General features: G+C 67.7%; 17 protein-coding genes. 11 read left to right on the top strand and 6 right to left on the bottom strand.

The window, feature by feature from the left end; translation table 11 throughout:
- Nucleotides 1-1,254 precede the first annotated feature (1,254 nt).
- A complete protein-coding gene (locus tag WME82_RS05495) occupies nucleotides 1,255-1,857 on the top strand; it encodes a hypothetical protein (RefSeq protein ID WP_438041956.1) in 603 nt (200 codons plus the stop codon).
- A 40-nt stretch (nucleotides 1,858-1,897) separates the two neighbouring features.
- Here the strand turns inward: WME82_RS05495 and WME82_RS05490 are convergent, their stop codons facing one another.
- Nucleotides 1,898-2,023 (bottom strand): hypothetical protein, encoded by a 126-nt coding sequence (locus tag WME82_RS05490; RefSeq protein WP_438041955.1) that lies wholly within the window; start codon nucleotides 2,021-2,023, stop codon nucleotides 1,898-1,900.
- A gap of 132 nt (nucleotides 2,024-2,155) precedes the next feature.
- Here WME82_RS05490 and WME82_RS05485 point away from each other — a divergent pair, with 132 nt between their 5' ends.
- The 5 genes from WME82_RS05485 (at nucleotide 2,156) to WME82_RS05465 (ending at nucleotide 9,328) form a co-directional block, all read left to right on the top strand.
- The gene (locus tag WME82_RS05485; RefSeq protein ID WP_438041954.1) at nucleotides 2,156-4,312 is read left to right on the top strand and encodes a TonB-dependent receptor plug domain-containing protein; all 2,157 of its coding nucleotides are present in this window, start codon (nucleotides 2,156-2,158) and stop codon (nucleotides 4,310-4,312) included.
- A gap of 159 nt (nucleotides 4,313-4,471) precedes the next feature.
- On the top strand, nucleotides 4,472-5,485 hold the full coding sequence (locus WME82_RS05480) for a hypothetical protein (protein ID WP_438041953.1): 1,014 nt from the start codon (nucleotides 4,472-4,474) through the stop codon (nucleotides 5,483-5,485).
- A 127-nt stretch (nucleotides 5,486-5,612) separates the two neighbouring features.
- Nucleotides 5,613-7,007 (top strand): ABC transporter substrate-binding protein, encoded by a 1,395-nt coding sequence (locus tag WME82_RS05475; RefSeq protein WP_438041952.1) that lies wholly within the window; start codon nucleotides 5,613-5,615, stop codon nucleotides 7,005-7,007.
- 63 nt (nucleotides 7,008-7,070) lie between these two features.
- Nucleotides 7,071-7,262 carry a hypothetical protein gene (locus tag WME82_RS05470; protein ID WP_438041951.1) on the top strand — a complete coding sequence of 64 codons (192 nt, stop codon included), beginning with the start codon at nucleotides 7,071-7,073 and terminating at the stop codon, nucleotides 7,260-7,262.
- A gap of 803 nt (nucleotides 7,263-8,065) precedes the next feature.
- Complete coding sequence (locus tag WME82_RS05465) at nucleotides 8,066-9,328, top strand: hypothetical protein (protein WP_438041950.1); 1,263 nt, start codon at nucleotides 8,066-8,068, stop codon at nucleotides 9,326-9,328.
- Here WME82_RS05465 and WME82_RS05460 read toward each other — a convergent pair.
- The 3 genes from WME82_RS05460 to WME82_RS05450 form a co-directional block, all read right to left on the bottom strand.
- Entirely contained in the window at nucleotides 9,325-11,610 is a 2,286-nt protein-coding gene (locus tag WME82_RS05460) for a SpoIIE family protein phosphatase (RefSeq protein ID WP_438041949.1), read from the bottom strand. The genes WME82_RS05465 and WME82_RS05460 overlap by 4 nt on opposite strands.
- A gap of 99 nt (nucleotides 11,611-11,709) precedes the next feature.
- Complete coding sequence (locus WME82_RS05455) at nucleotides 11,710-13,485, bottom strand: rhamnogalacturonan lyase (protein WP_438041948.1); 1,776 nt, start codon at nucleotides 13,483-13,485, stop codon at nucleotides 11,710-11,712.
- 759 nt (nucleotides 13,486-14,244) lie between these two features.
- Nucleotides 14,245-14,421 carry a hypothetical protein gene (locus WME82_RS05450; RefSeq protein ID WP_438041947.1) on the bottom strand — a complete coding sequence of 59 codons (177 nt, stop codon included), beginning with the start codon at nucleotides 14,419-14,421 and terminating at the stop codon, nucleotides 14,245-14,247.
- 29 nt (nucleotides 14,422-14,450) lie between these two features.
- On the opposite strand from WME82_RS05450, the gene WME82_RS05445 reads away from it, so the two are divergent.
- Nucleotides 14,451-14,699: a hypothetical protein gene (locus WME82_RS05445; protein ID WP_438041946.1), complete on the top strand. Its 249-nt coding sequence runs from the start codon at nucleotides 14,451-14,453 to the stop codon at nucleotides 14,697-14,699.
- Between the two features lie 485 nt (nucleotides 14,700-15,184).
- Nucleotides 15,185-15,994, top strand: a complete 810-nt coding sequence (locus tag WME82_RS05440; protein WP_438041945.1) for a DUF1566 domain-containing protein — start codon at nucleotides 15,185-15,187, stop codon at nucleotides 15,992-15,994.
- A 10-nt stretch (nucleotides 15,995-16,004) separates the two neighbouring features.
- Here WME82_RS05440 and WME82_RS05435 read toward each other — a convergent pair whose 3' ends face one another.
- On the bottom strand, nucleotides 16,005-16,163 hold the full coding sequence (locus tag WME82_RS05435) for a hypothetical protein (protein WP_438041944.1): 159 nt from the start codon (nucleotides 16,161-16,163) through the stop codon (nucleotides 16,005-16,007).
- A gap of 199 nt (nucleotides 16,164-16,362) precedes the next feature.
- The gene (locus WME82_RS05430; RefSeq protein ID WP_438041943.1) at nucleotides 16,363-19,272 is read right to left on the bottom strand and encodes a protein kinase domain-containing protein; all 2,910 of its coding nucleotides are present in this window, start codon (nucleotides 19,270-19,272) and stop codon (nucleotides 16,363-16,365) included.
- A gap of 406 nt (nucleotides 19,273-19,678) precedes the next feature.
- Between WME82_RS05430 and WME82_RS05425 the strand changes: the two genes are divergently transcribed.
- From WME82_RS05425 to WME82_RS05415, 3 genes are read left to right on the top strand one after another with little or no spacing between them, the layout of a single operon-like run.
- A complete protein-coding gene (locus WME82_RS05425; protein WP_438041942.1) occupies nucleotides 19,679-20,527 on the top strand; it encodes an SDR family oxidoreductase in 849 nt (282 codons plus the stop codon).
- An 11-nt stretch (nucleotides 20,528-20,538) separates the two neighbouring features.
- Nucleotides 20,539-22,926, top strand: coding sequence for a tetratricopeptide repeat protein (locus tag WME82_RS05420; protein WP_438041941.1), 2,388 nt, complete (start codon nucleotides 20,539-20,541; stop codon nucleotides 22,924-22,926).
- Nucleotides 22,923-23,186 (top strand): GIY-YIG nuclease family protein, encoded by a 264-nt coding sequence (locus WME82_RS05415; RefSeq protein WP_438041940.1) that lies wholly within the window; start codon nucleotides 22,923-22,925, stop codon nucleotides 23,184-23,186. Before WME82_RS05420 ends, WME82_RS05415 begins: the two co-directional genes overlap by 4 nt.
- Nucleotides 23,187-23,231: the final 45 nt, after the last annotated feature.

The raw sequence follows: 23,231 nt of genomic DNA, 5'->3' as shown, positions 1-23,231 counted from the left end.
GCGGAGAGGCATAACGTGATCTTGATGGGTACGCTAGGCTCCGGTTGAGCCGGGGGAGCCAGGCCCATGCGGTTGTGCCTTCCGCTACTGTCCATGAACCCGGCGCAGGGCTCCCTCGAACGCCAACGCACTGAGAGAGGCAGAGAAAACCATTGCGATGGCGATGAAGGTCGTCGTGCCCGAGCTACCGGACAGGCAAAGGAAAGTCCGACGTGATCAGCTTCGTCGAGACGACTCGGTTCTCCGCGGCCGTCGCAGGACAAAGCCAGTTCGCCTTGTCGATGATCCGCACCGTCCGATCGAACCTGCCCTTGTCCAGCAGCGCGGGGACGAGCTTCCGCAGCTCCGCGGCCGCGCAGAGCGGGTGGTTCTGTAGGTCGAAGCGCCCTGCCAGGATCGGTGAGACCGCCGGTGTTCCAGCTCATGTCGCAGCAGCGAACCGCCCTGTGTCATCGCCGCCGTGCGACCCTCTCCTGTGGTCGCAGGTGGCGACATCAAGCCTCACGCGCACCGTCGTTCTACATGTGTGCAAACGAGGCAGGATGTGTCGGCAACCCCAATTACATCTCGTGCCTCCGCCGGGCAGGAAGGCCGCCGTAAGCGCGCGAGCGACCGGCGTGAAGCCTGGCGCGCCTCGACCCGACTAGGCCGTCTCCTAATGCCGCGCGTCAGAGATCCTGTCGGGCTTGCTGACCGCCGCTTCGCGGCGCGCGCGGGGCGCGAGGCTTGTTTCCGTGGAGCGCCCCCGCTCCGCAGCGCGCATCCGCTTCACGGCCGCCTGGCCCTGACCGCGCTTCGTGCGGCCATGACCAGGGGGCGCTTGACAAGGAGGGTTGATCCTCGGATACGCTGACTGCTCACGATGACCGGGAGGGCATGAGGGGGGTGGATAGGTGTCGCGCGCGCTCCACGCGGGGACGGCGGTCAGCGGCCGTGATTGCCCTGGAGCACCTCGCGAAGCAAGCGCAGGCCACGCACCGCTGGATACCGTCATGGACGCGGCGCGACAACGAGCGTACGCGGCGAGACAACGACTTGATCTCTCCATTTCGACCCGGAGCATCTCACCCTGTTATCGAGGAGCTGGTCGCGCGTGCTCGGAGCGGGACGGCCGGTTTCTGGCCCTCGCGACCTCGGCGGTCCGCGCGCGCGTCGGCGGTCCTGCTCGCGGCGGCTCTGCTGCTCGGGTGCTGCCTCCTGCTGCTCAGCCCCCCGACCACGGCCGGCCCCGAGGCCACGCTCTATGTCTACGCGGTGACGCCGCTCCGTGCGCGAGCGCTGGAGCAGGAGATCGAGGAGGCGATGCCCGGCGTCGATGTCACGGTCTTCGGAAAGCTGAGCGATTTCAGGACGGCGCTCGAGGCCAACCCGCCGAGCGCGGCGCTCTCGCCGAGACCGGTCCTGGCCTCGCTCAACCGGACAGCCGACCTCCAGGGCCTGAAGGCGGGGAGCGACGCGGAGCAATACCTCCTGGTCTCGACGAAGGCGCTGACCAAGGACATGCTCTCATCGCACAGGTACGGGATCATCGACCTGGTCGAGCGAAAAGCGCTCCCGAAGTTCGTCGCCGGGCTCCTGGGCGTGAGCGACGCGCCGGAGGTCCAGCGCGTCACGAAGATCGAGGCTCTGCTGCCGCTGCTCCAGTTCCAGACGGCCGACGCCGTGCTCCTCCCGGAGCGGTTTCGTTCCGATTTCGAGTCCAAGAGCACGATGCGCTTCGTAATCCTCAGCCTCTCGACGGCGAAGGTCGGGCTGGTGGCGGTCACGTTTTTGAGCAATCGTCAAGTCATCGAGAACGCGATCCGGAAGCTCCCCAAACACGTGATGGCGGATCTGGGGGTCGACGAATGGAGATGAGGTCGACGCGCCCCCGCTTCCGGCGTCTGCTCTGGCGAGCCTACAGCCTCGGCGGCCTCTTCGTGGCGCTGAGCTGCTCGTCGGGGTCGCCGGGGTCGGATTCACGTGCCCCGAGGGACCCGGCGCCGCTGCCCGACGCGCCGCCCGAGGACGGGAGGTCCGTCATCTCCATCATCGGAGCCTTTGCGCTTTGCTCTTGTTCTTTCGGGAGCAGTCCGACCATGCTGGTTGCAATGGAACCATGACGACCAGGACACACAGCCACTTACCCCAGAAGGGCTTGCGCAACAGGGCGACCGTGACCGCCGGTCTTCTGTGGCTAATGGCGCCGAGGGTAGCCCATTCGCAGTCGGCGGTTCCCGCAGGGGATTTCGACGAAACCGCGCTCAACCAGCTCTCGCTGACCAATTTGCTGGACATTCGCGAGGTGACGACCGCGAGCGGCGGCAAGGCAGAATCGCAGGACCTGTCCTCAGCGAACGTCTTCGTCTATACGCGTGAAGACATCAAGCGACATGGCTGGAGCTCGCTCGCGGAAGTGCTGGCGCACGTCCCAGGTCTCTACGTAATCGACGATCTCGTTACGCCTACCATCAGCGTGCGCGGCACCACTGGTGGACTCGCGTCCGCCACCCGCATCGTCAAGGTCATGATCAACGGGATCGAGGTTTCATTTCGCCCCGACATGACGGCGTTTCTCGGCCCCGAGTACGTGCCGTTCGACGCGGTCGAGCAAGTAGACATCGCGCGTGGTCCGTTGTCGGCGGTGTATGGCACGAACGCTTTCATCGCGACAATCAACGTAATCACCCGCGAACCCGCCGAGGGGGGCCACGGCGCTGCTGGTCTGGGCTACTCGACGTCCGGGGCGAGCGGGCTCGGTCGGTGGGCCACCGTCACCTACGGCTCGGAACACCTGAGCTTGCTCATGTCCACATCGGATTCGAATCTCGATCGCTCGGGCTTGGCCGTGCAACAAACGTTTCCGAAGCAGGACCCAAGAAGCGTCCAGTACAAGGATTTCTTCGAAACGAGATCCAAGGGCGATCTGGCACGTCCGGCGAGTTTTTACGCGAATCTCCGACTATCGCGCGAGGGGCTCGGCGAGTTGACGGTGCAGGGCGGAGCGCAGCACCACGATGCCTATGGCGAATTCCAGTCCTTCTCAGCGCTCACCCACAACTCGAAGTACGTCATCGACAACTACTGGGCCTCCGCCACGGGCGAGCGCAAATGGTCGAAAAGGTTCTCGACATGGGCTTCGCTGGGGTGGTCGCAGGGGGCGCCAGCGGCGGACGACCTGCAGTATCTGTCCGGAAGTCAGCAATATGCCTACCATCGCAACTTCTCTTACCACGCTTTCGACGGACGTCTGGGACTCGCGTTCGATCCTGTGAAGTGGCTCAGCACCGCGCTAGGCTTCGATGCGGCGATCGAACGACATCGCGTTCCGTTCTACACTCAAATCTATCGCCAACCAGCGGCAGGACACCCGCCAGGCTACGAAGAATCTCTCCTTCCCGATGGCACGGCCGAGTTTCAGCACATCACCAACATGGCGGTGCACGGCCAGGTCGCCATTCAGAACCTCAGGATCGCGCCAGACCTTGTTGTCCTCGGCGATTTCCGGCTAGACAAGTCGAACCTTTACCCCGCCGCGACGAGCTGGCGGACAGCTGTCGGATATCGACTGTTCGAGGACGTCACGGTACGCGTGGTGGGTGGTCGCGCCTTCCAAGCTCCGTCGGCGATGCTCCTGTTTGCCAACCCCGGCTTCGGAACGACAGGGAATATTATTGGCAATCGTTCCGCCGTGGGCCAGCTTCCGCTCTTGCCACAGGTGGTCGAAAGCGGCGAGTTCATTCTCAACATCCGCGCATTCGAGGCCATTGAGATCAGCTCATCGGTCTTCTACCAGCAACTCGAGCGTAGCATCGATTTCGCGACGAACGGGCTCGGCTTTATTGCGAAAAACGGGCCTACTCGCAGCTTCGTCGGCACCGAGCTGGCTATGAGATTGGGTAGCGGAAGGTGCCATGGGGAGGTTGGGCTTGCGTATCAAAAGCAGTTGAAATCGGATGAAACGGACCCGACCAAAGACCTCGCGGCGCCACCGCTCTTTCCCAATGTCTGGGGGATGTCGTCGGTCGGGCTCGATATTCCGGAGGCTTACCTTCAGATGACGGCCACGGCACGTTGGGTGGGCGAGCGCGGACCGACCGAACAGAACCTCCGCCTCAACGACGGAAAGCCATATACGCTACCCGCCTACATGCGAGTCGACTTGATGGTCTCCAGCCACGGCTTCAAGCCGCTCTCGCTCGGCGAAACCCGGGTCTCCCTGGCAATCCGTAACCTCACCGACGCCCGTTATTCGGAGCCCGGCCCCGTCGGCATGGACCTGCCCACACTGGGACGAACATTCACCATGCAATTAGCACAGGAGTTGTGGTGAGGTCGAGACGACTACCTGCGACTGGGAATGGTGCCACGATTCGTCGGATCCGAGTTCGGGATTTCGAAAGCGCCTTGGAGGAGAAGCCCGATGCCGCGCTCGCCAGAAAGTCGACCCCAAAGTGAACGCAGAACTGGGGGTAAACCGATAAGAGCGCGGATGATGCTCGCCGCCCTGCTGTTGGTAGGCTGTGGCCTTTCTTGTGCCACGAAGGCCTTCTTTCCGCTGATCCCAGCAGCTCCGTCCGATCGCAGTCGGGGGATGCACCGGCCCGCGAACGCTCCCACCATCCTCGTCGTCATGCCAGCCAGCGAGCACGTCGAAGGCGTTTGGAAGGGCTTGAGGGATGAACTCTCGGGCGACTTCGCGGTCTTCGAACAACGCATCAATGAAGAATCGGGCCCGGAGCTCTTGGCAAATGATATTCGAGCGATCAAGCCTGCAAGCGTGGTCTTGATGGACAATGCAGCGGTGCGGCTCTACCGCGCCTATCAAAACGCTCAGCCGACCGGGACGCAGTTTCCCCCTGCGGTTATCACGATGACGTCGTTCTTGGAAGACAGTTTCCACATGGTGCAGAACGTCACCGGCATTGCGTACGAGATTCCCGGCGTCACTCAGTTTGTGAAGCTCCGATCCATCATCAACCGCCCGGTGCGACGTGTAGGAGTCGTCTATCGAGCTCCGTTCGCGGGATTCATGGCCCGACAGAAGAAGTTGGCAGAAGTAGAGCAGATCGAGATCATCGGCCAGGAAGTCGGTCGGGACCCTCGCCGCACCGAGGTCGCGACAGCGTTAGAGTCGCTGGTGGAAGACGAAAAGATCGATGCTCTGTGGGTGCTCAATGACAACATTCTGCTGAAGCCGCGATGGTTGGCCTCCATTTGGTTGCCAAAGGTGGGCAAGAAATGCCGCATTCCGGTCATCGTCGGCGTCGCATCGCTTCTGACGCCGGTTCATCTGGGCACGTTTGCGATGGTGCCTGACCATGCCGCGTTGGCGGTTCAGACGGCGGACATGGTGTTCGATCTGGCCGACGACGGCTGGCAGATCCGTCGCCCCGCCATTCAGCTGCCGTTGGAGATCAAGACGATCGTCGCGCTCGAAAGAGCTCGCAAGCAATACGGATTGAAGGAGTCTGCGCTCCGGTCGATTGACCAGACGGTCGAGTAAGCGGAACCTGCAAACAAGAATAGTGCCGCCTCGGTTCAGTTCAGCCGTTAGCCACCGACAGTCTAGGTGATGCAAGGTCGAGCCTTCTGTTCAGACCTTGGTCTATACCACATGAAAAGGGGGCCCTGTGCGAAAATACATCATCCTGGGAACGTGCCTTGCGATGTCTGGCTGTGCTAGCAACGGTGACTCCACCAAGGAGTCTACCGTCGTCATCGGAGCGATCCTCCCGGACACGGGCCTGAATGCGAACCCCTACATGATCCAGGCTGCCGAGATGGCATTCGAACAATTCAATGAGGCCCTTGCGGGGACGTCCGCGAGTCGAGGTCTTCGCTTCAAGCTCGAGAAGCGCGACGACCAGAGCGACGCCACGACGGTGAGACCGCTTGCCACCGAGTTGCTCGGCTTGGGGAGCCCCGTGCTCGTGACGGCCACGAGCGTCACCAGCATGACCGTCAACAACATGAACTATGTTGCCGATTCCCCGACAAAGGTCCCGGTCGTGTGCGGCTCTTGCACCAACATGAATCTGAACAATCCCAACGCCGCCCCCACGCCCGCGACGGATGCGCCCGGCTATCAAGACTTGGATAACTGGCTGAGAAGGACCACCATCACGGCCACTAGGCACGCCGAAATCATGTTTAGAGACATGTTCTCCCGCGGCTCCGAGGGCGATGGAGATCTCGATGGAGATGGGACGGTCAATGTGTCTATTATTGCCGGCGATGACCGTGTTGCATACACGGGTGAACTGAGGTCGGCTCAGCATCCTCCGAACCCGGACATCGTCGATTACGAGATGCTCGGGGTGAATCCTAATATAGATCCCAATACCATCGATTTTGCTGGACTGGTTGCAGGGGCATTCGACATGGTCAACGCGGATGATCCCAGTGAGCCGAAGGGGCCGCCCGATTTCATCGTCAATTGGGTGCTGCCCACGCTCGCCGTGGGTGTCGCCAAGGCCTATAAGCAGGCAGGCTATACCGTGCCGATGTTGAACAGCTCGTCGTTCCGCCGCGCCGCCATTCTGCAAACCCTGGGGACGATGGCCGATGGCCAGGAGGGCGTCTCGAACCTTTGCTGGACCGCCGACGCGTCCGGAGACAACTTCGCCAAGGCCTTTGCGGAAGAGACCGGCGCCGATCCCGCAGGTTATGACTCGTCCGTGTATGATTCGATGGTGGTGGCGCTTCTGGGTACCGTGAAGGCAACCCTGGCTCTGGAGGATCCGTCGAAGGTGACGGGACCCGACGTCAACGTCGCGTTGGACCAGATCAATGACCCTGCCGGGACGATCGTGCGAACGGGAACGGAGGAGTTCAAGAAGGCGATTGAGGCCATCGCCGCCGGCAAAGCCATCAACTATGAAGGGGCATCAGGCCCATGCGACTTCGATTCGGTTGGCGATGTCAAGGGGGACATCGCCGTCTACAAGGTTCAGAACGGCAAATTCGTAGAATTGCGAACGTACGCCTGCACAAAAGATGATACCTGTCCACTCGCGACAAAGTGAGAGACGATCTCGGCGGATAAGACGACGAATGCCCTTCCCGGCGCCAGCAGCTTGAGGCCGTCGATGTGCGCGTCGAGCTTCGCCTGCTCGCGCGCGGGCACGCCAGGGCGCAGCGCCTCCAACTCGGCGTTCATGACGCGCAGGATGCTCTCCCGCCGCTTCCTCTTCGGATCGACCTCGCCTGTTCCGGTCCCGGTCGTGTCGCCGGTGCGCGTGAAGGCGTCGAAGATCGGTTCTGCCCACGGCTCGGGCTGATGTGATTCATGACGTCGGGCTCGCTGCAGAGGTCATGCCCGCGCGACATGCGCCCTTGGAAGCGCGAATCCACGAGGACAGCGCCGTGCTACATGTCACGAGAACCCAGAACGGTTCTGGGTGCGAGATCCAGCACATTCGGGGGCCGATCCAGGGCGAGAGCGAGTCCGACGCGCCTCGGCGACAAGGGGTAAGCGAGCTCAGGCGCGCTGGGGGTCAACCTGCTGTCGGCGGAAGCTCCCAAAAACGTGTCGAAATCCCCTGAGAGTGCATGGGTGGTATTCAAGCTGCGTGCCGAGTTCTCCCGGGGCGCAGCGTGGTCTTCAGAAAATGTGTTGAAATGCTCTGAGGACGCATCGAAGTTTCAGAAAATGTGTCGGAATCCTCCGAGGGCGCATCGATGGCCTTCAGGGGCGCGTCGAGGGCCTAGCGAGCACATCCGCGGCGCGACATCCCGTCAGGACGCCACCCCATGGGGCGGTCGGCGGGAGCGCCGCACGTCCACGCGCGTCAACCGCAGGTGGACACCTGCAAACTCCGATTTGACGATCATCGATGGTGACGAGGTGCGAGGTTCGGTGCGGGTCGGCGCCATGGCGAGGCGCAGCGCTGCAATCGTGTGTTCGCAGGCGAATGCATCGTCGCTCGCCGAGAGCCGTGATTGGTTTCGCCTGCGCGCCGACACTCTTTTTGCGACTGCACCTCTACGGTCGCTCGGTGCTGCCCGCCAGGGCTCCGGGCGTCGAGCCCGGCGCGAGCGCCAACAGGGGACGGCAGGCACCCCTTACCGTTTGGAGCTTGAGATGAAGATCAGAATGCACGTGGCTTCCGTGGTGTCCGTGACCCTCGCCGGGCTGCTCGTGGCCCCCGGCTGCGCGCTGACCGCTGGCGGCGACCTGGAGGACACCGGCGGCGACGCGCCCGCGGACGACGCGCCCGCGGGCGACGGAGCGGGCGCGGACAACGGGCTCTCGCTCGTGGCCGGGTCGGACCCGGCCTATCCCTGCGACGGCAACACGAGCGGATACAACGCCGTGGTCACCCGATCCGGATCCACGTGGGTCGCGCGGAACGGCAGCCGCAGCGTCTACAGCGGCGGCGACATGCGCGCCGCGGTGCAGGCGGCGCTCGACAGCCTGCGCTCCGGCCGCACGAGCAAGGAGAAGGTCCTGGTTCAGGGGTCGGGGACCATCCCCGCGAGCGCGCGGCTGAGCGTGCCGAGCTACACCGTGCTCAACGTCTGCGGCACGATCGACGTCACGGGCAGCGGCTCCGGCGACATGGCGCCGATCTACGCGCGCGGCCGGACCGACATCGAGATCCCGAACGTCACCATCACCGGCACGCCGCGCTACGGCCTGTTCTTCCGCGACGTCGACAACCTCCGTATCGGTCAGGTCGAGCTGCGCGTCTCGAGCGGCCTCGGCATCCGCATCGACAACTACGGCCACGCGGATCGCACCAAGAAGGTGAAGAACATCGACATCGATTACGTCTACGCCGAGGGGACCGGCTCTCACGGCGTCGAGACGTACGGCGTCGACGACATCCGCATCGGCGCGGTCGTCGCCCGCAGCACCAAGGAGTGCGGCCTCCTCCTGAACGACACGACCAACGCGGACGTCGGCAAGGTCGACGCGGTGAACGCGGGCACGGGCACCGGCTACGCGGCGTTCCGCCTCGCCAACCGCGCCGGCCGCATCGGCGACGGCTACCCCACGAACATCCACGTCGGCGAGGTCAAGGCGCGCGGCGGCGGCCGCGGCATCTTCTGCGTGTCCGAGAGCGGCGGCGTCACCATCGACCGCATCGACGTCGCCGACACCGGCAACAACTCCATCCTCATCGAGAACTGCCACAACGTGAACATCGCGGCGGAGTCCGGCACCGTCACGGGCGGCGGCGACGTCCGCCTCGCCGCGCGCACCCAGTTCGAGAACTCCTCCGACATCACGATCCAGAACCTCACGATCAAGAACACCGCGGTCAACGAGAGCCCCTGCGCCACCCGCAGCACGTTCCGCAACCTCACGCTGGTCAATTCGCGCGACAACACCTGCGACTAGCCTCTCGCCCCACCTCTCGAACACGGCGCCAGGTCCAGCGCCCGGCCGGCGGGCGTGGCGTAGTTGCCCATGCCCGACGCCCGCGCCGAGCCTGGCGACGAATACAGCCCGAGCTCCATCGTGCAGTTCGCTGCCTCGCGCGCGGCCCGGCGGCTACCGGGGCGCGCGGATCTCGCCACGACGACGGTGATGTCGCCGTCGGGGCTCGGACACCAGCCCTCGACCTCGCCGAGGATCCGGTCGCGGATCACCTCGACGGGCGCGGACTGCGCGGCTTCGATCGCGGCGCAGAGCCGCTCCAGCCCGAACTGCTCCTGGTGAACGTTGCGGGCCTCCGTCACCCCGTCGCTGTAGAGCACGACGACGTCCCCGTCCTCCAGGAAGAACTCGGAATCCCGCGTCAGCGCGTCGAGCACGGGGAGCACGCCGAGCCAGACCCCGGTGCTCGGGATGCACACGCAGCGCCGCGTGCGCGCCGAGCAGACGATGATGTCGTCGTGCGCCCCCGCGAACGTCACGCGGCCGCTCCGCTCGTACCGCAAGAGCAGCAGCGTCGCGTGCTCGTCCCGCTTCAGGCGACCGCGGACGTTCTTGTAGATCGCATTGTTGAGCGCGGCGATGAGCTCGCTCGGGCTGGCGCCCGGATCCCTGCTCGTCAGCGCCGACACCATGCTCTGGATCATCAGCGTCACGAGCCCCGCCGCGAGCCCGTGCCCGGCGACGTCGCCGATCCCGAGCCACCCGCTCTCGGGCCTCGAGATGACGTCGTAGTAGTCGCCGCCGACCTCCGTGGCCGGCGTCATCGCCGCGCCGATGTCGAGCCCCTCGACCGCCAGCTGCTCGGGCCCTTCAGGCACCAGCGTCGTCTGGATCCGCGCCGCGACGAGGCTCTCCTCGCGCCCCCGCTCCTGCTCCAGCCGCTCGCGCAGCTCCACCTGCCGCACCACCTCTCGGTGGAGCGCCACCGTCTTCATCGCAGAGCCGAGCTGGAGGCGGAGCGCGTCGTAGACCATCTCGCTCGCGCCGCTGCCGAGCGCCATGATGCCGAAATGCTCGGTGTTACCTAGCATGAGCGGCATCACGACCACGCTCCTGCGCTCGCTCGCGTTCAGGAACCCGGGCGGGGCGAGCTTCTGGACCGGGAAGCTCTCGGAGCGAGGGTCCACCTCGCGGCCGTCCTCCATCAGGAAGAGCGGCTTCAGGGTGGTTCGCTGGACGTCCTCGTAGAGCGAGATGGCGGCGTGCGCGAAGTGCAGCCTCGGCATCTCCGAGGCCAGCATGCGCTTGACGAGCGGCAGGCTCAGGCACGTCGAGAACCACCGCCCGCTCCAGTTCAGGTTGATCGAGGCGACCTCGACCTCAAGGCGCTGGCGCCCCTCCTCGCGCACCGACGCGCTTCCGATGAGGACGCGGCAAGCGTGCCAGAGCCGCTCGAGCGTCTCGTTTGTCGCGGCCGCGGCCGGATCCTCGGACGGACGGCGGCGCCGCGCGCGGAGGAGCGTGATCACGCTCTGGAACCGGTCGAGGAACACTCCGTCGAGCGTCGCCATGTCGAGGAGGCGCTCCAGCGCCTGCACGAAGCGGCCCTCGCTCCCCTCGAGCTCCTCCTCGAGCGCCGAGAGCAGCTCGGCGGGCCAGCCCCAGAAGGCGGCGGCCGGGATGCCCACGGCCAGCTCGAGCGCGCGCTCCAGCTCGTCGCGCCGGCCGCCGAGCGACGGCAGCGCGCCGCGCGCCGGCGGCGGCGGCGCCGTGAGCGGGCGCACGGCGACGGGCCGGAACCCGCAGCCGCACGACTCGCGCCGCGCGAGCTCGATCTGCTGCAGGTTGAGCTCCGGGCCGTCCTCGCCGTCGAGCATCCGCAGGACCGTCTCGACCGCGAGCGCCCCGAGCCGCTTGATCGGCTGGCGCACCGCCGTCAGCGACGGCTTCGTGTAACGCGCCACGCCGACGTCGTCGAAGCCGCACACGAGGATGTCCTTCGGGACGCCGACGCCTTGCGCCTTGAGCATCTCGATCGCCCCGAGCGCCATGTTGTCGTTCGCCGCAACGACCGCGTCGAAATCGACCCCGCGATCGAGGATCTCGCGCATCGCGCTGCGCCCGGTGTCGATCGTGAACTCGCCGAACGCGACGAGGCGCTCGTCGTAAGATATCGCGCGCGCGGCGAGCGCCCTCCGGTACGCCTCGGCGCGGATCCGCGCCTCCCCGTTGCTCGGCGAGCCGCCGACGTACGCGATGCGCCGGCGCGCGTGGTCGTCGAATTCGCTCCAACGTAAGCCCATATACGCCGCGCGTCGCAGCCTCAGCACCTCGCCGTCGGTGGCGGCGGAGCGAAGCCGCTGGCGGCAGCGCTGCTCCGGCCGCACGACGGCACGCCGGCATCACCGTACCGTAATGTCGGGTCTGGGGGGCTCCTTCATGCCGTCGCCGATGTGGAAGCTGGTGTGCGGCGGCTGGTTGTAACTGGCGTTTTGCGCCGACACGTTGGCACGGTACTGCGGGTCGTGCATCAGCGTGTAGATGCGGCGTCGGGTGACGTGATTGGTGGTGTAGATGCGCAGGCTGTTGCCGCACAGGAACACGACCTCCTCGCGCCAGTCGCCGAACAGATCTGCGCTGAGCGTCGGCACCGATTTGGTGCCGTTGATCGAGGTGCAGCCTTCCGCGGTGAAGCCCCGGCCTTCGCCGTCGAAGTTCGTGACGGTGTTGCCGTCGAGCAGCTCGCGGCTCTCGTCGCCGTCCCACCAGACCAGGAAATTCACCTGGCGGGGACGGGATCCGATGTTGCGACCGTCGGCCGCATTGAACAGGCCGGCGGTGTTGGTCCAGGCCTCACCTCCGGGATTATCGGGAGATATGTCGTCGGCAGCCCCGCGGCCCGGTCCCTCACCGTCGCTGTTGGGGCCGCGCCACAGGATCTCGCAGGTCTCCGCATCTCGGAGGAAGTAGGAGGGCACGCCGTTCGATTCGGTCGGCTGGAACACCTCGAGCCCGGGGCGTGAGGGGACCAGGTCGGTGATGTGAAGCGCGTCGCCGTGCGCGCCGAAGTTGACGGCGCACTTGCCCTTGCCGTCGGGGCCGATCGTCGCGCCACCAGGGATGATCTCCTGTCTCAAGTCGCCGTCCGTATCCGCTGCCATGACGCTGTGAGTGCCCTTGCTGGCGTAGGCACCGTTGCCGTTCGCGGACGAATCGAAGCTCCACATCAGGCTCAGCTTGCCGTCTCGGTAGTTGTACGCTCCGAACGTCGTTCGGGCGTAGTAGCCCCGCTGCATGACGACGCTCGGCTGGCCGGAGTCGTCGAGGAACGCCAGCGTGGCGTTGTAGCGATCCGAGCGGTTGCCGTTGTTGTCGCCGAAGCTGCCGCTGGTGATGGGGGCGTGGTACCCGATGGTCGCGAGCTCCGAGCCGTCGACGCCGCTGAAGATCGTGAGATATTCCGGCCCGCTCAAGATCTTGCCCGCCCCGTTGCGATAGTCTCGCGAGTCGTCATCGTCGGCGGCGGGACCGGTGTGCAGGAACGCTCCCTTCCCGTCGCGCGTGCCAGGAGCGGTCTTGATGGCGATCTCAGCGCGACCATCGCCGTCGAGGTCGTACACGACGAAGGGCGTGGTGTGCTCGCTCTCGCGGATGTTGATGCCCAGGTCGATGCGCCACAGGAAGGTGCCGTCGGTGTCGTAGGCCGCGAATTTGGGCTGGCCGGTGCGGCCGTCTTGCGACGGATCGCGCGGGGTGTCCTGCTCCTTGACCACGAGCTCGTAGTCGCCGTCGCCGTCGAGATCGCCGGGAGAGGCGTCCCCGGCTTCGTAATTGTCGGGCGTTTTGAGCGGGATGGTCAGATAGTTCTGCTGCCACGTGGGTGTGCCCGCGTCCCCGTCGCGCGTGTTGGCCGAGTCGCCCTGCTCGGCGCCATCGATCACGGCGCGGACGGTGTACTTCGCGTCTCCGGGGGCCCCCGGGTCGAAGTAGTTGGTCGAGTCGGTGATGGGGGTGTCGTTCACCTTGGCGCCGTCGCGGTAGACGTTGAATCCGGTCTCGGGATCCTCGTAGCCCATCAACCGCCAGCTGATGAAGTTGCCTTCGCCCGAGCGCACGGCCACCACGCCGCGGCACAGGTTCTCCAGCGTGACGTGGCCAGTCGCGGCGGCCGGCGTCACTCCGCAGATTGACTCGCCTGGACTGTCGGTGCCGCCCGTGCCGGAGGTTCCACCGCCCGATGAGCCGCTGGACGTCTGCCCCGATGCGCCGCTGGATGTCTGCCCCGATGCTCCGCTGGATGTCTGCCCCGATGCGCCGCCTGCATTCGGAGCGCCACCGGAACCATCATCGCCCGACTCGGACCCGCTGCACGCACTAAGGGCTCCCGCCACGACCAGGGCCATGGTCGCATGCGCAATGTCTCTCATTGTAGTCCTCGCCTTTCAAGCCAATCGAAATAAGCTGAACGCCGACGCCGGCGCTGCCGGACGTGGCGTACGTGAGCCGGTCGCGGATCACCCCACGACCGAGCAGCCGCTGAGCCACCGCTACGGAACGTCCGGGATCACCGTTTCCAGAACTCGACGGGTATGTGGGACGAGGTGCTGGCTTTCGGTCACCACTTTGAGGCGTCCGCACGCTTTTTTTTGGCGCACCCCGAAGGAACCGCAAGGGTGAAATTTTGTGGCCAAGCGGAACCGTCCAGGAGACGAGGCGAGCACGGCTGCCGTGCTAAGGAAGGCTCGTAGCCGGAGGCGAGCTACCTGTAGACGACCGAGCTCGCCCGCGAGATGCTCGATGCCGCCGTGCGGCGGCAGGCTCTGCCTCGCCCTGCCGGGCGCGCCGGGCCCGCTCCGGCAGGACGCTCGTCCTGCACGACGCGCCGGCGAGCGCGACGTCCTCCGACGACCTCCGCGGTGGCGAGCCGTGGTGTGCGGCTACTGCGGCCGCCGGTAGAACGAGACGTCGTCTATCCAGAGATTGAACGCCTTCCCCGCATCGAATTCGAACTCGACGGCCCAGATCCTGGACATCTTGAGCGTGTCGAATTTGCCCCACCCCATTTGCCTGAGGTCCGAGACATCCACGGTGAAGTGCTTCCAGCAGTTCGTCATCTCGACGATCGCGCGAAACTTGTCATTACATGGCACCTTTTCGGGCTCACCCCCGCGTTCGTGGTGCATATCCCTGGCAGAACGGCGGCACCACCTTCAAGGTCGACGTCATCATCGACCGGTGCGACATTTCGAAGATAAAGGAGTCCATCTTCAGCACGGACAGCCGCACGAGCACCGTGACGATGACGAACACCCGCTACAGCCAGATCGGCAAGTCGCCGTTCATCGGCGTGAGCTCGTCGAACATCTCCAGCTCGAACAACACCCAATACTGACCGGCCAGCGCCGCCGCGGGGCAGTCCGACGCCATCCGAACAATGCGCGCCGGCTGCCCCCTCCTTGCGCCAGCGCGTGAACCATAGCCCACCTCGAACGGCGCCCGAGCAGCGCCGGTGTGCCCATCCCTCCTCAGCCGTGGGCATCAGGCGACCTCACCCCTCGTGGCCGCCGGCGCATGTAACTTTTCATCGTTCCTCAGCGCAAAAGTACCTTCCTGAGCGATCGGTTGGAGAAGCAAAAAAAGACGAAGAACCCGTGATTGATCTCGGGCGCCTCGGCTCACCTGGATCACGAGAGGAAGGAGCTGAGGTGACCGTGTGGCCCGCGCGTTGCGTTATGTCTCTGGTGAACCGCGCGATGGAGCGCTGGTCGAGCCGGAGCGCAGCGAGCCTGCAGTGTCCGACGACCTTAAACGAGCAGCTCGGCCTCGCGTATACGCGGCCTGCCCAACCCCGCGAGCTACACCGATCTCGGCGGCGGCGTGGTGCACGACAACGTCACGTGCCTCGACTGGCAGCAGAGCCCTCCCGCGGACGTGTACACGTGGGACCAGGCGCTCAGCTACTGCGATTCTCTGACGCTCGGCGGGTTCTCCGACTGGCGTCTGCCCACGCGCATCGAGATGACGTCGCTCGTGGACTTCACCCGGAGCCCGGCCATCGACAGTACCGCGTTCCCGGGAGCGCGGGGGGGCTTCCACAAGACGTCGTCCGACTGGATCCTCACGATCCGGCAGGCCGGCGCCGGGCGCGATCGCGACTTCGCCTGGGCCTTCAACCTGAGCGACGGGATCGTCAGCAACGCCTACTCCAAGGCGAACGCGGCGAGCCTGCGCTGCGTGCGGGGCAACGGCGCGGGGGAGGCGCCAAGCAGCCCGGCCGTAGCGCCGCCCGACCAGTACACCGTCGTGTCGCAAGCAGAGGTGAGAGATAACTACACAGGGCTGATCTGGCAGCAGGGGTATTCACCCACCACGATGACGTGGGAGGAGGCGAAGAGCTACTGTGCGACGCTCGACCTGAACGACCACGCCTGGCGCTTGCCGAGCATCCGGGAGCTGGCGACCCTCGTCGACGAGGCGCTGGTGGCGCCCTCGATCCATCGGACGATGTTCCCCGACACGCAGTACGGCGCCCGGAGCAACGACTGGTACTGGGGCTCTCACGCGGCCGCGCGGAACGCGTCGGCGGCGTGGGCGCTCAACTTCGACGACGGCTTCACCGGGTTCAACGCCGGCGCCAGCGGCAAGTGGAATTACTTCACGGCAGCCTGGGCGAGGTGCGTGCGCTGAAGTTCGCCCGTCACCTCGCTCGCCGTCTCCCCGTCCGGCCCTCCAGCGGTGTGGCTGGCTGGTCGGCCGCGAGCAGATCGAGCGCGAGTTCGAGAGAGCGCGTGGTCTCGGCCGGCAGATCGGAGAAGAGCTGCTGCAAGGCCGCATATTCCAGGCGCGCGAGCAGCACGGCGGTGTCGCGCGCGCCCCGGGGAGGCGTGCAGGGGCGCGAGGTAGTCGACGCGGCGCAGAGCGCCCCGTTGGGCCACGCCAAAGCCACCCTCAGCGGCGAAACAGGCAGAAGCTATGAAAATCGCTACTGTTTCCGGCGACCGCTCGTCATCGGCGGGTTTCTCTGGCGGGATTTCCGACCCGCGGTCCCAGCGCGCTCAGCGCGCGGGCCGGTCGAGCGCCGCGAGCGCCTTCTGCGCGCCCCGGTGTTTGGGATCGAGCCGCAGCGCCTCCTCGAGGTGCTTCTTCGCCTCGGCGAGCAGCTCGGCGCGTCTCTGCTGCTCCTGCTCCTTCTCCGCCATCGCGCGGAGGTACAGCGCCATGCCGTGCGGCGCCTCGGCGCTCCCGGGGTACGCCTCCTTCGCGGCGAGGAACTGCGCCCGCGCGCCCTCGAGGTCCTGCCGGGCGAGCAGCTGCCGGCCCTTGCCGCACAGCGCGCTGGCCAGGATCGTGCGCCCTATCGGGTAATCGTTCGTGGCGAGGGCGGCTCGCGCCATGTCCACGGCCCGATCGTGCTCCTCTCTCCACGTGAGAAAGGCGGCGTAGTTGCCCTTGGCCCAGGCAGACTTCGGATCGAGGCGAACGATCGCCAGGTAGGTATCCTCCACGGCGTCCCACTCACGCATGGCCTTGTAGACGTCGGTGAGGATGTCGTAAGCGCGCGCCAGCACCTGCGGGTTCTTGCTGCTCTCGATGATCCGCTTCGCGCCCGCGAGGGCCTCCTCGGTCTTCCCCTCGCGCTCGGCGAGGGTGGCCGACAGGAGGACCACGTCGTCGGCGTCGGGGCGGAGCGCCTCCGCGGCCTCGACCCTCTTGCGCGCCTCGCCGTGGTTCTTCTGGAACATGTAGGCCCAGCCCTTGACCACATGGGCGTCCAGGCATCTGGGATCGAGCTCCAGCGCCTTGTCCGTGTGCTCGTGGGCGCGCACAAGGCTGTCCGGCTCGTACTCGTTGCCACGGAGATAACCGCTCTTGTACGCGACGCGGCCGAGCGCCGCGTGGGCCGGCGCGTAGGCGGGGTTCGCGCGGAGCGCCTGATCGAGGAGCGCGCGCGCCCGCTGGTAGACGCTCTGCGATCTGGCCTCGTCGAGCAGCGCGTTGGCGTCGCGGACGAGCGACGCCTCGACGGAGGGCGACGGCTCGGGGACGACGGGCGCTGGCGCGTAGTCGGCGGGCGGCACCGGCGGCCTCCACACCTTGCCCGGCGCCGCCCAGATGCGGATCTGGTTGTTCCCGCCGCCCGCGGCGAACTGCGCGCCGCCCGGGTGGAAGGCGAGCGCGATCACGCCGTTCAGGCCGGCGCGCTGCTCTCTCCTGAGCTTGCCCGAGTAAACGTCCCAGACCCGGATCATGTCGTCCTTGCCGCCGCTCACCAGGGTGTCGCCGTTCGGTGAGAGCGCGAGCGACCAGACCTCGTCGGTGTGCCCGGAGAGCGTGGTGAGCGGCTTCCGGCTGCCGAGGTGGAAGAGGCGGATGGTGCGGTCGTCGCTCGCGCTGATCACGGTCTGCCCGTCGGGCCCGATCACGATGCGGTTCACCGGCCCGGCGTGGCCCGAAAGCACGCCGATCTCGCTGGCCGTCTCGACCGACCAGACCCGGACGGCCCCGCGGTCGTCGCCGCTCAGGACAACGCGCCCGTCGGCCGTCATGGCGACGGACATGACGCGCCCGCCGTTCTGGAACGTCTTCTCGCTCTCGCCCGTCCGGATCGAGAACACCCGCACGGTCCCATCCATGCTCGAGACGGCGACCCGGCCGCCGTCGGCGGACAGCGCGAGATCGGTGATGACCCCGGCGCCGGCGTCGAGCGTCTTCAGCGGCGCGCCCGAGTCGACGTCCCAGAGCCGCACGGTCGAGTCGGCCGCAGAAACAAGCGCCTTGCCGTCCGGCGTGAACGCGATCCCTCCGATGCGCTTCGTGTGCCCGGCGAAGGAGCGCAGCGGCTGGCCGTCGTCGAGGTTCCAGAGCTTGAGCGCGAGATCGTTGCTGCCGCTCGCGAGGCGCTTGCCCCCGGGGTCATAAGCGACCTCGAAGATCGCGGACCAGTGCCCCGAGAGCGTGCGCAGCGGGGCGAAGGACGCCCGTTCCTTCGCTTCCTTCGCGGCGGTCGTCGCGGGCGTGCCGGGCGCGTCGCGCGAGACGGCCGCGGTGGGGAGCGGAACCGATCGGGTGCGATGGACGACCAGGGCGGCGCCGCCGGCGGCCGTGAGGCCGAGGGCGACCGCGGCCGCCGCGAAGAGGCCCCGCCGGGGGCTGCGTTCCGCCGGGCGATCGAGCGCGAGGAGCGCTTCCCTCGCCGTGGCGAACCGGCGATCCAGGTCGGGATCGAGCATGCGATCGAGCCAGTCGGCGAAGGGGGGCGAGACCTGGACGCTGCCGCGGACATCGAACCGCATGCCCTTCTGGGGCAGATCCGCGGGATCGCGGCCGGAGAGCACGTGCAGCAGCGTGGCGCCGAGCCCATAGAGATCGCTCCTGGGCGCGGCGCGGCCGCGGAACTGCTCCGGGGCCATGTAACCGTACGTGCCCACCACCGTGCTCCCTCCCGACGTCGTGTCCCGCGCCTCCCCCACGGCGCCGAAATCGACGAGGTACACGGAGCCGTCCTCGTGGCGGAGGAGGTTCTGCGGCTTGATGTCGCGGTGGACGATGGGCTGGCTGAAGCCCTGGAGATAAAGCAACGTCCGCAGGACGTGCCGCGCGATGGTCGACGCCTCGGCCTCGTCGGCGCGCCATCCGTCCTTGACCCAGGCCGAGAGCGGCCGCCCCGGCGCGAGCTCCTGCACCAGATAGAAACAAGGCCCCTGCGCGCCGTCGAGCTTGAGGTAATCGATATAGCGAGGAATGCTGGGGTGGGTGAGGTTCGCGAGGACCCTCGCCTCGCGCTCGAACAGGTCGAGGGCCTTCCACTCCGCGCGCTTCCAGATCAGGAGCTGTTTGACGGCGACGCGCCCCCCGGTCGAGAGGTCCTCGGCCTCGTAGGTGATCGCGTTGCCGCCGCGGCCAAGCACGCGAACGACGCGGTACCGATCGGCGATCACATGCCCTTCGAGGTACGCAGAGTCCATGACGAGCGAGAGGATATCATGCGGAATGCGCTGCTCTCCGCGCGGTCCGCTCCGCCGGAGCGCCGGAATCGTGCCCCGAGGCGAGGGCGGCTCCGGGGCCCAGGGACGTCGTGAGGACACGCAAATGACCAAATTCGTTCAACAATGCCTCGCTCGAGAGGCGCTGTCGCTCACGTGAGCAGCGCCGATGTCGCGCAGCGGGATCGGCGGTCCGACCGCGCGCCGGCCGCGAGGCGTCTGGCAGGCGCGCTGGGCGATCGCCGAGCCGCGGCGCAATCCGCGCCAGGCGCCGGAGCCGGACGGGCAAGCGCCCTCGAACGCCGGGGCCTTTCTGCCTGGGACGCCGGAACCACCCCGGATCGCCCAGCGTGTGGCGGCGCCCGCTGAGCCGTTGTAAACGCGGGGCGTGACCCAGGTGCGCTCGATCTTCGCCCCAGGACTCTTCGGACACCAGGTAGCGATCGTCACCGGCGGGGGCAGCGGCATCGGCCTCGCGTGCGCGCGTGAGCTCGCTTACCTCGGCGCGAAGGTCGCCCTCTGCGGCCGCCGGGCCGACAAGCTCGAGGCCGCGGCGAGCACGCTCGCGGGCGACGGCGTCCCCGGCGACGACGTGCTCGCCGCGCCGTGTGATATCCGCGAGCCGGAGCAGATCGCCGCCTTCGTGGGCCAGGTCCTCGGGAAATTCGGCCGCGTCGACGTCCTCGTGAACAACGCCGGCGGCCAGTTCCCGAGCCCGGCCAGCGACATGACGCCGAAGGGCTGGGAGGCGGTCGTCCGCAACAACCTGAACGGCACCTTCTTCATGACGCGCGAGGTCGCGAGGCGCGCGATGCTCCCGGCGCGCCGCGGCCGGATCGTGAACGTCACCGCGTCGGTGAGCCGCGGCTTCCCGGGCATGGCGCACACGGGCGCCGCGCGCGCCGGCGTGGAGAACCTGACCCGCTCGCTCGCCGTCGAGTGGGCGGCGCTCGGCATCCGGGTCAACGCGGTCGCGCCCGGCAGCAACATCCGGTCGAGCGGCACGTCGCAGTACGGCGACGAGCTGCTCGAGCTCGCGCGGCGCGCCACGCCGCTCAAGCGCCTCGCCACCCCCGAGGAGGTCTCGCGGCTCATCGTCTTCCTCGCCAGCGACCAGAACGACTTCATCACGGGCGCTGTCTACGGCGTCGACGGCGGCCAGCCGCTCTGGGGCGACATCTGGTCCATCCCCGAGCCGGACGGCGCGCCGGGCGCTCCACCGGACGTGAAGGGCTGAGAGGGCGCGGCGTGACCTATCGGCCCCCGTCCCCTGCCGCCGCGCGCGACCCCATGTCCAGCGCGCTCGACGACGACACGACGACGCCGTACGGGCCGCCGTCCTCCGGGCCGCCGCCGTCCTTCGGGCCGCCGCCGTCGGCAGGGCCGCCGCCGTCCTTCGGCCCGCCGCCGTCCTCCGGGCTGCCGCCGTCGGCAGGGCCGCCCGCCACGCCGTCCTTCCTCGGGGACGCCGCGCGGCGCGTGCGCGACTACTTCCTCGGGCTCGACCCGACGTTCCTGTCCGCGATCGCGCCGCTCGCGCTGGTCGCCGTCATCCTCTTCACGCGCGCACCGTCGACGAACTACATCTTCGACGAGCAGGAGGCGCTCCTCGCCAACCCGTACGTGAACGCGAAGGGCGGGATCGGCTTCCTCGAGGCGATCCACCGCGATTTCTGGGGGCTGCCGCCTGACCGGAGCGTCGGCTCCTACCGCCCGCTGCCGAACTTCCTCTGGCGCACGATCTGGGCGGTCACGAAGCAGCCGTTCTTCCACCACTTCTACAACGTCCTCTTCCACGCGGTGAACGGCGCGCTGCTCACGTGCGTCACGTTCTGGCTCACGCGGCGGCGCGGGCTCGCGTACCTCACAGGGCTCCTCTTCGTCGGCTGCGCGGTGCTCACCGAGGCGGTGAGCGGCATCGTGGGCATCGCCGACGTGCTCGGGGGCATGGGGGCGATCGCCGCCCTCGCCGCCCTCGCGCTGCCCGCGTGGGCGATGCCGTTCGGCGTGTTCGCGGCCGTGCTCCTCGGCCTCTTCTCCAAGGAGAGCGCGCTCGTCTGCGTGCCGCTCGTCCCGTTCGCCGCGCTGATCGCCGCGCCGCTCACCCACCCCACGCGGCCGGCGCGGTTCGTCCGGGCGCTGCTCGCGCTGCTCGCCGCGGGCGCGGCGTTCGTGCTCTACGTCGAGCTCCGGCGGCGCTGGTTCCCCGCGCCCATGCCGGCCGAGCTCGCCGCGGCGCTCCCCGAGGGCGCGCCGCTCGTGAAGCGCGCGCTCCACGAGGCGCTCGTCTGGTTCCACCAGGCGCCCCTGCCGCGCGATCCGCTCAACAACCCGCTCGGCGCTGCGGACATGCCGCACCGGATCGCCGGCGCGCTGCGCGTCTACTGGCGGGGCCTCACCCAGATCGTGTTCCCGTGGACGCTGAGCGGCGACTACTCGTACCCGCAGGAGCCGGTGCCGGACAGGCTTGTCTTCTTCGGCAGCGTCGCCGGCGCCGCGATGATGGTGCTGCCCCCGCTCGGCTCGCTCGCGCTCTGGATCGCGGCCCTCCGCCGCGAGCACCTGGAGCGGCGCGAGCGGCGCTCGGTGCGCGCCGCCTTCCTGGTGGACGGCGGCCAGGCGACGTCGCGGAGGTGGCCGCTGCTCCTCGCGGGGGCGCTCCTCGCGATCGCGGCGGCGGCGCTCGCGGCGTACGACTGGCACGTGCTCCGCCCGGCGGGGCGCGTTCCGCTGCTCCGGGCGCTGCCGCTCGTGCTCTGGCCGCTGCCGTTCCTGCCCGCGTTCCTCCTCGGGCTCGGGCTGCTTGTCGAGGGCGCGCGCCCCCTGCCCTGCCCGGCGACGGCGGACCGGAGCGCCTGGGTGCCGCTGCGCCGCGGCTACGCGGGGCTGTGCATCGCGGCGATCGGGCTGACCTGGGTCGTTGTCAGCTACTTCCCGCACTCGAACATCCCGGTCGTCCTGCCGACGGTGCGCGCCGAGCGCTTCTGGTACTTCCCGGCCATCGGCTCGTCGCTCGTGCTCGCCGTCGCCTTCTCGTGGCTCCACGAGGCGCTCGCGGGCTCGACCCTCACGCCGCGCGCGCGCTGGTCGTGGAGGGCGTGGGTGACGCCGGCGCTGTTCGTGCTCTTCTTCGGCTTCCAGTGCGCGCAGGCCTACCGGCACGCGATGGACTACCGCAACGACCTCGATTTCTGGGCGGCGACGAAGGAGGCGGTCCCGAACAGCGCCAAGGCGCACCTCAACTACTCGGTGATGAAGGGCGCCCGCGGCGACCTCGAGACCCGCCTCGCCGAGAGCAAGATCGCGATGGAGCTCGCCCCGACGTGGCCGATGGCGCACGTGTACACGGGCGACACGCTCTGCCGGATGCACCGCCCCGACGAGGCCTTCCCGCACTACCAGCGCGGCATGGAGCTCGGCCCGAACGAGCTGAGCCTGATCGCGCTCGCGCTGCAGTGCCTGCACGACGAGCAGCGGCTCGCGGCGCACGACGCGGAGCTCCGGCGGCTCGCGGAGGAGCACCCCGGGACGTGGCTCGCGTACCTCGCGACCGACACGCTCGACAACGGCGCGACGCACGGCGGAGTGGACCCGAAGTACCGGCCGCGCGGCTACAACGAGGGGCCGAAGGAGTGACAGCGGCCTGGCACGTCTACATCCTGCGCTGCGGAGACGGGTCGTTCTACACGGGGATCGCCCGCGACGTGGAGGCGCGCTTCGCGCAGCACGCGGCGGGGCGCGGGGCGCGGTACACGCGCGGACGGGGGCCGCTCGCGCTGGTCCACGTCGAGGCGGCGGCCGACAGGGGGGAGGCCCTGCGGAGGGAGGCGGCGATCCGGCGGCTGGGGCGCGCGGGAAAGGTGGCGCTCGCCGCCGGGGGCCGGGGGGCAACGTGAACGTTTACGTGGACGTGAACGTTTACGTGAACGTGGTCGTGAACG

It is taken from the genome of Sorangium sp. So ce128, from assembly GCF_051525245.1.
In the GTDB taxonomy this organism is placed as follows: Bacteria; Myxococcota_A; Polyangia; order Polyangiales; family Polyangiaceae; genus Sorangium; species Sorangium cellulosum_B.
Note: the sequence above shows the minus strand (reverse complement) of the source record. Positions and strands in the feature narration are given on the sequence as shown.

Coding starts and splice junctions, on each gene's coding strand:
- WME82_RS05445 (WP_438041946.1), top strand. CDS start 14,451: ATGGCACCTTTTCGGGCTCACCCCCGCGTTCGTGGTGCATATCCCTGG.
- WME82_RS05480 (WP_438041953.1), top strand. CDS start 4,472: ATGATGCTCGCCGCCCTGCTGTTGGTAGGCTGTGGCCTTTCTTGTGCC.
- WME82_RS05470 (WP_438041951.1), top strand. CDS start 7,071: ATGTGCGCGTCGAGCTTCGCCTGCTCGCGCGCGGGCACGCCAGGGCGC.
- WME82_RS05465 (WP_438041950.1), top strand. CDS start 8,066: ATGAAGATCAGAATGCACGTGGCTTCCGTGGTGTCCGTGACCCTCGCC.
- WME82_RS05450 (WP_438041947.1), bottom strand. CDS start 14,421: ATGACGAACTGCTGGAAGCACTTCACCGTGGATGTCTCGGACCTCAGG.
- WME82_RS05460 (WP_438041949.1), bottom strand. CDS start 11,610: ATGGGCTTACGTTGGAGCGAATTCGACGACCACGCGCGCCGGCGCATC.
- WME82_RS05430 (WP_438041943.1), bottom strand. CDS start 19,272: ATGGACTCTGCGTACCTCGAAGGGCATGTGATCGCCGATCGGTACCGC.
- WME82_RS05490 (WP_438041955.1), bottom strand. CDS start 2,023: ATGACGGACCTCCCGTCCTCGGGCGGCGCGTCGGGCAGCGGCGCCGGG.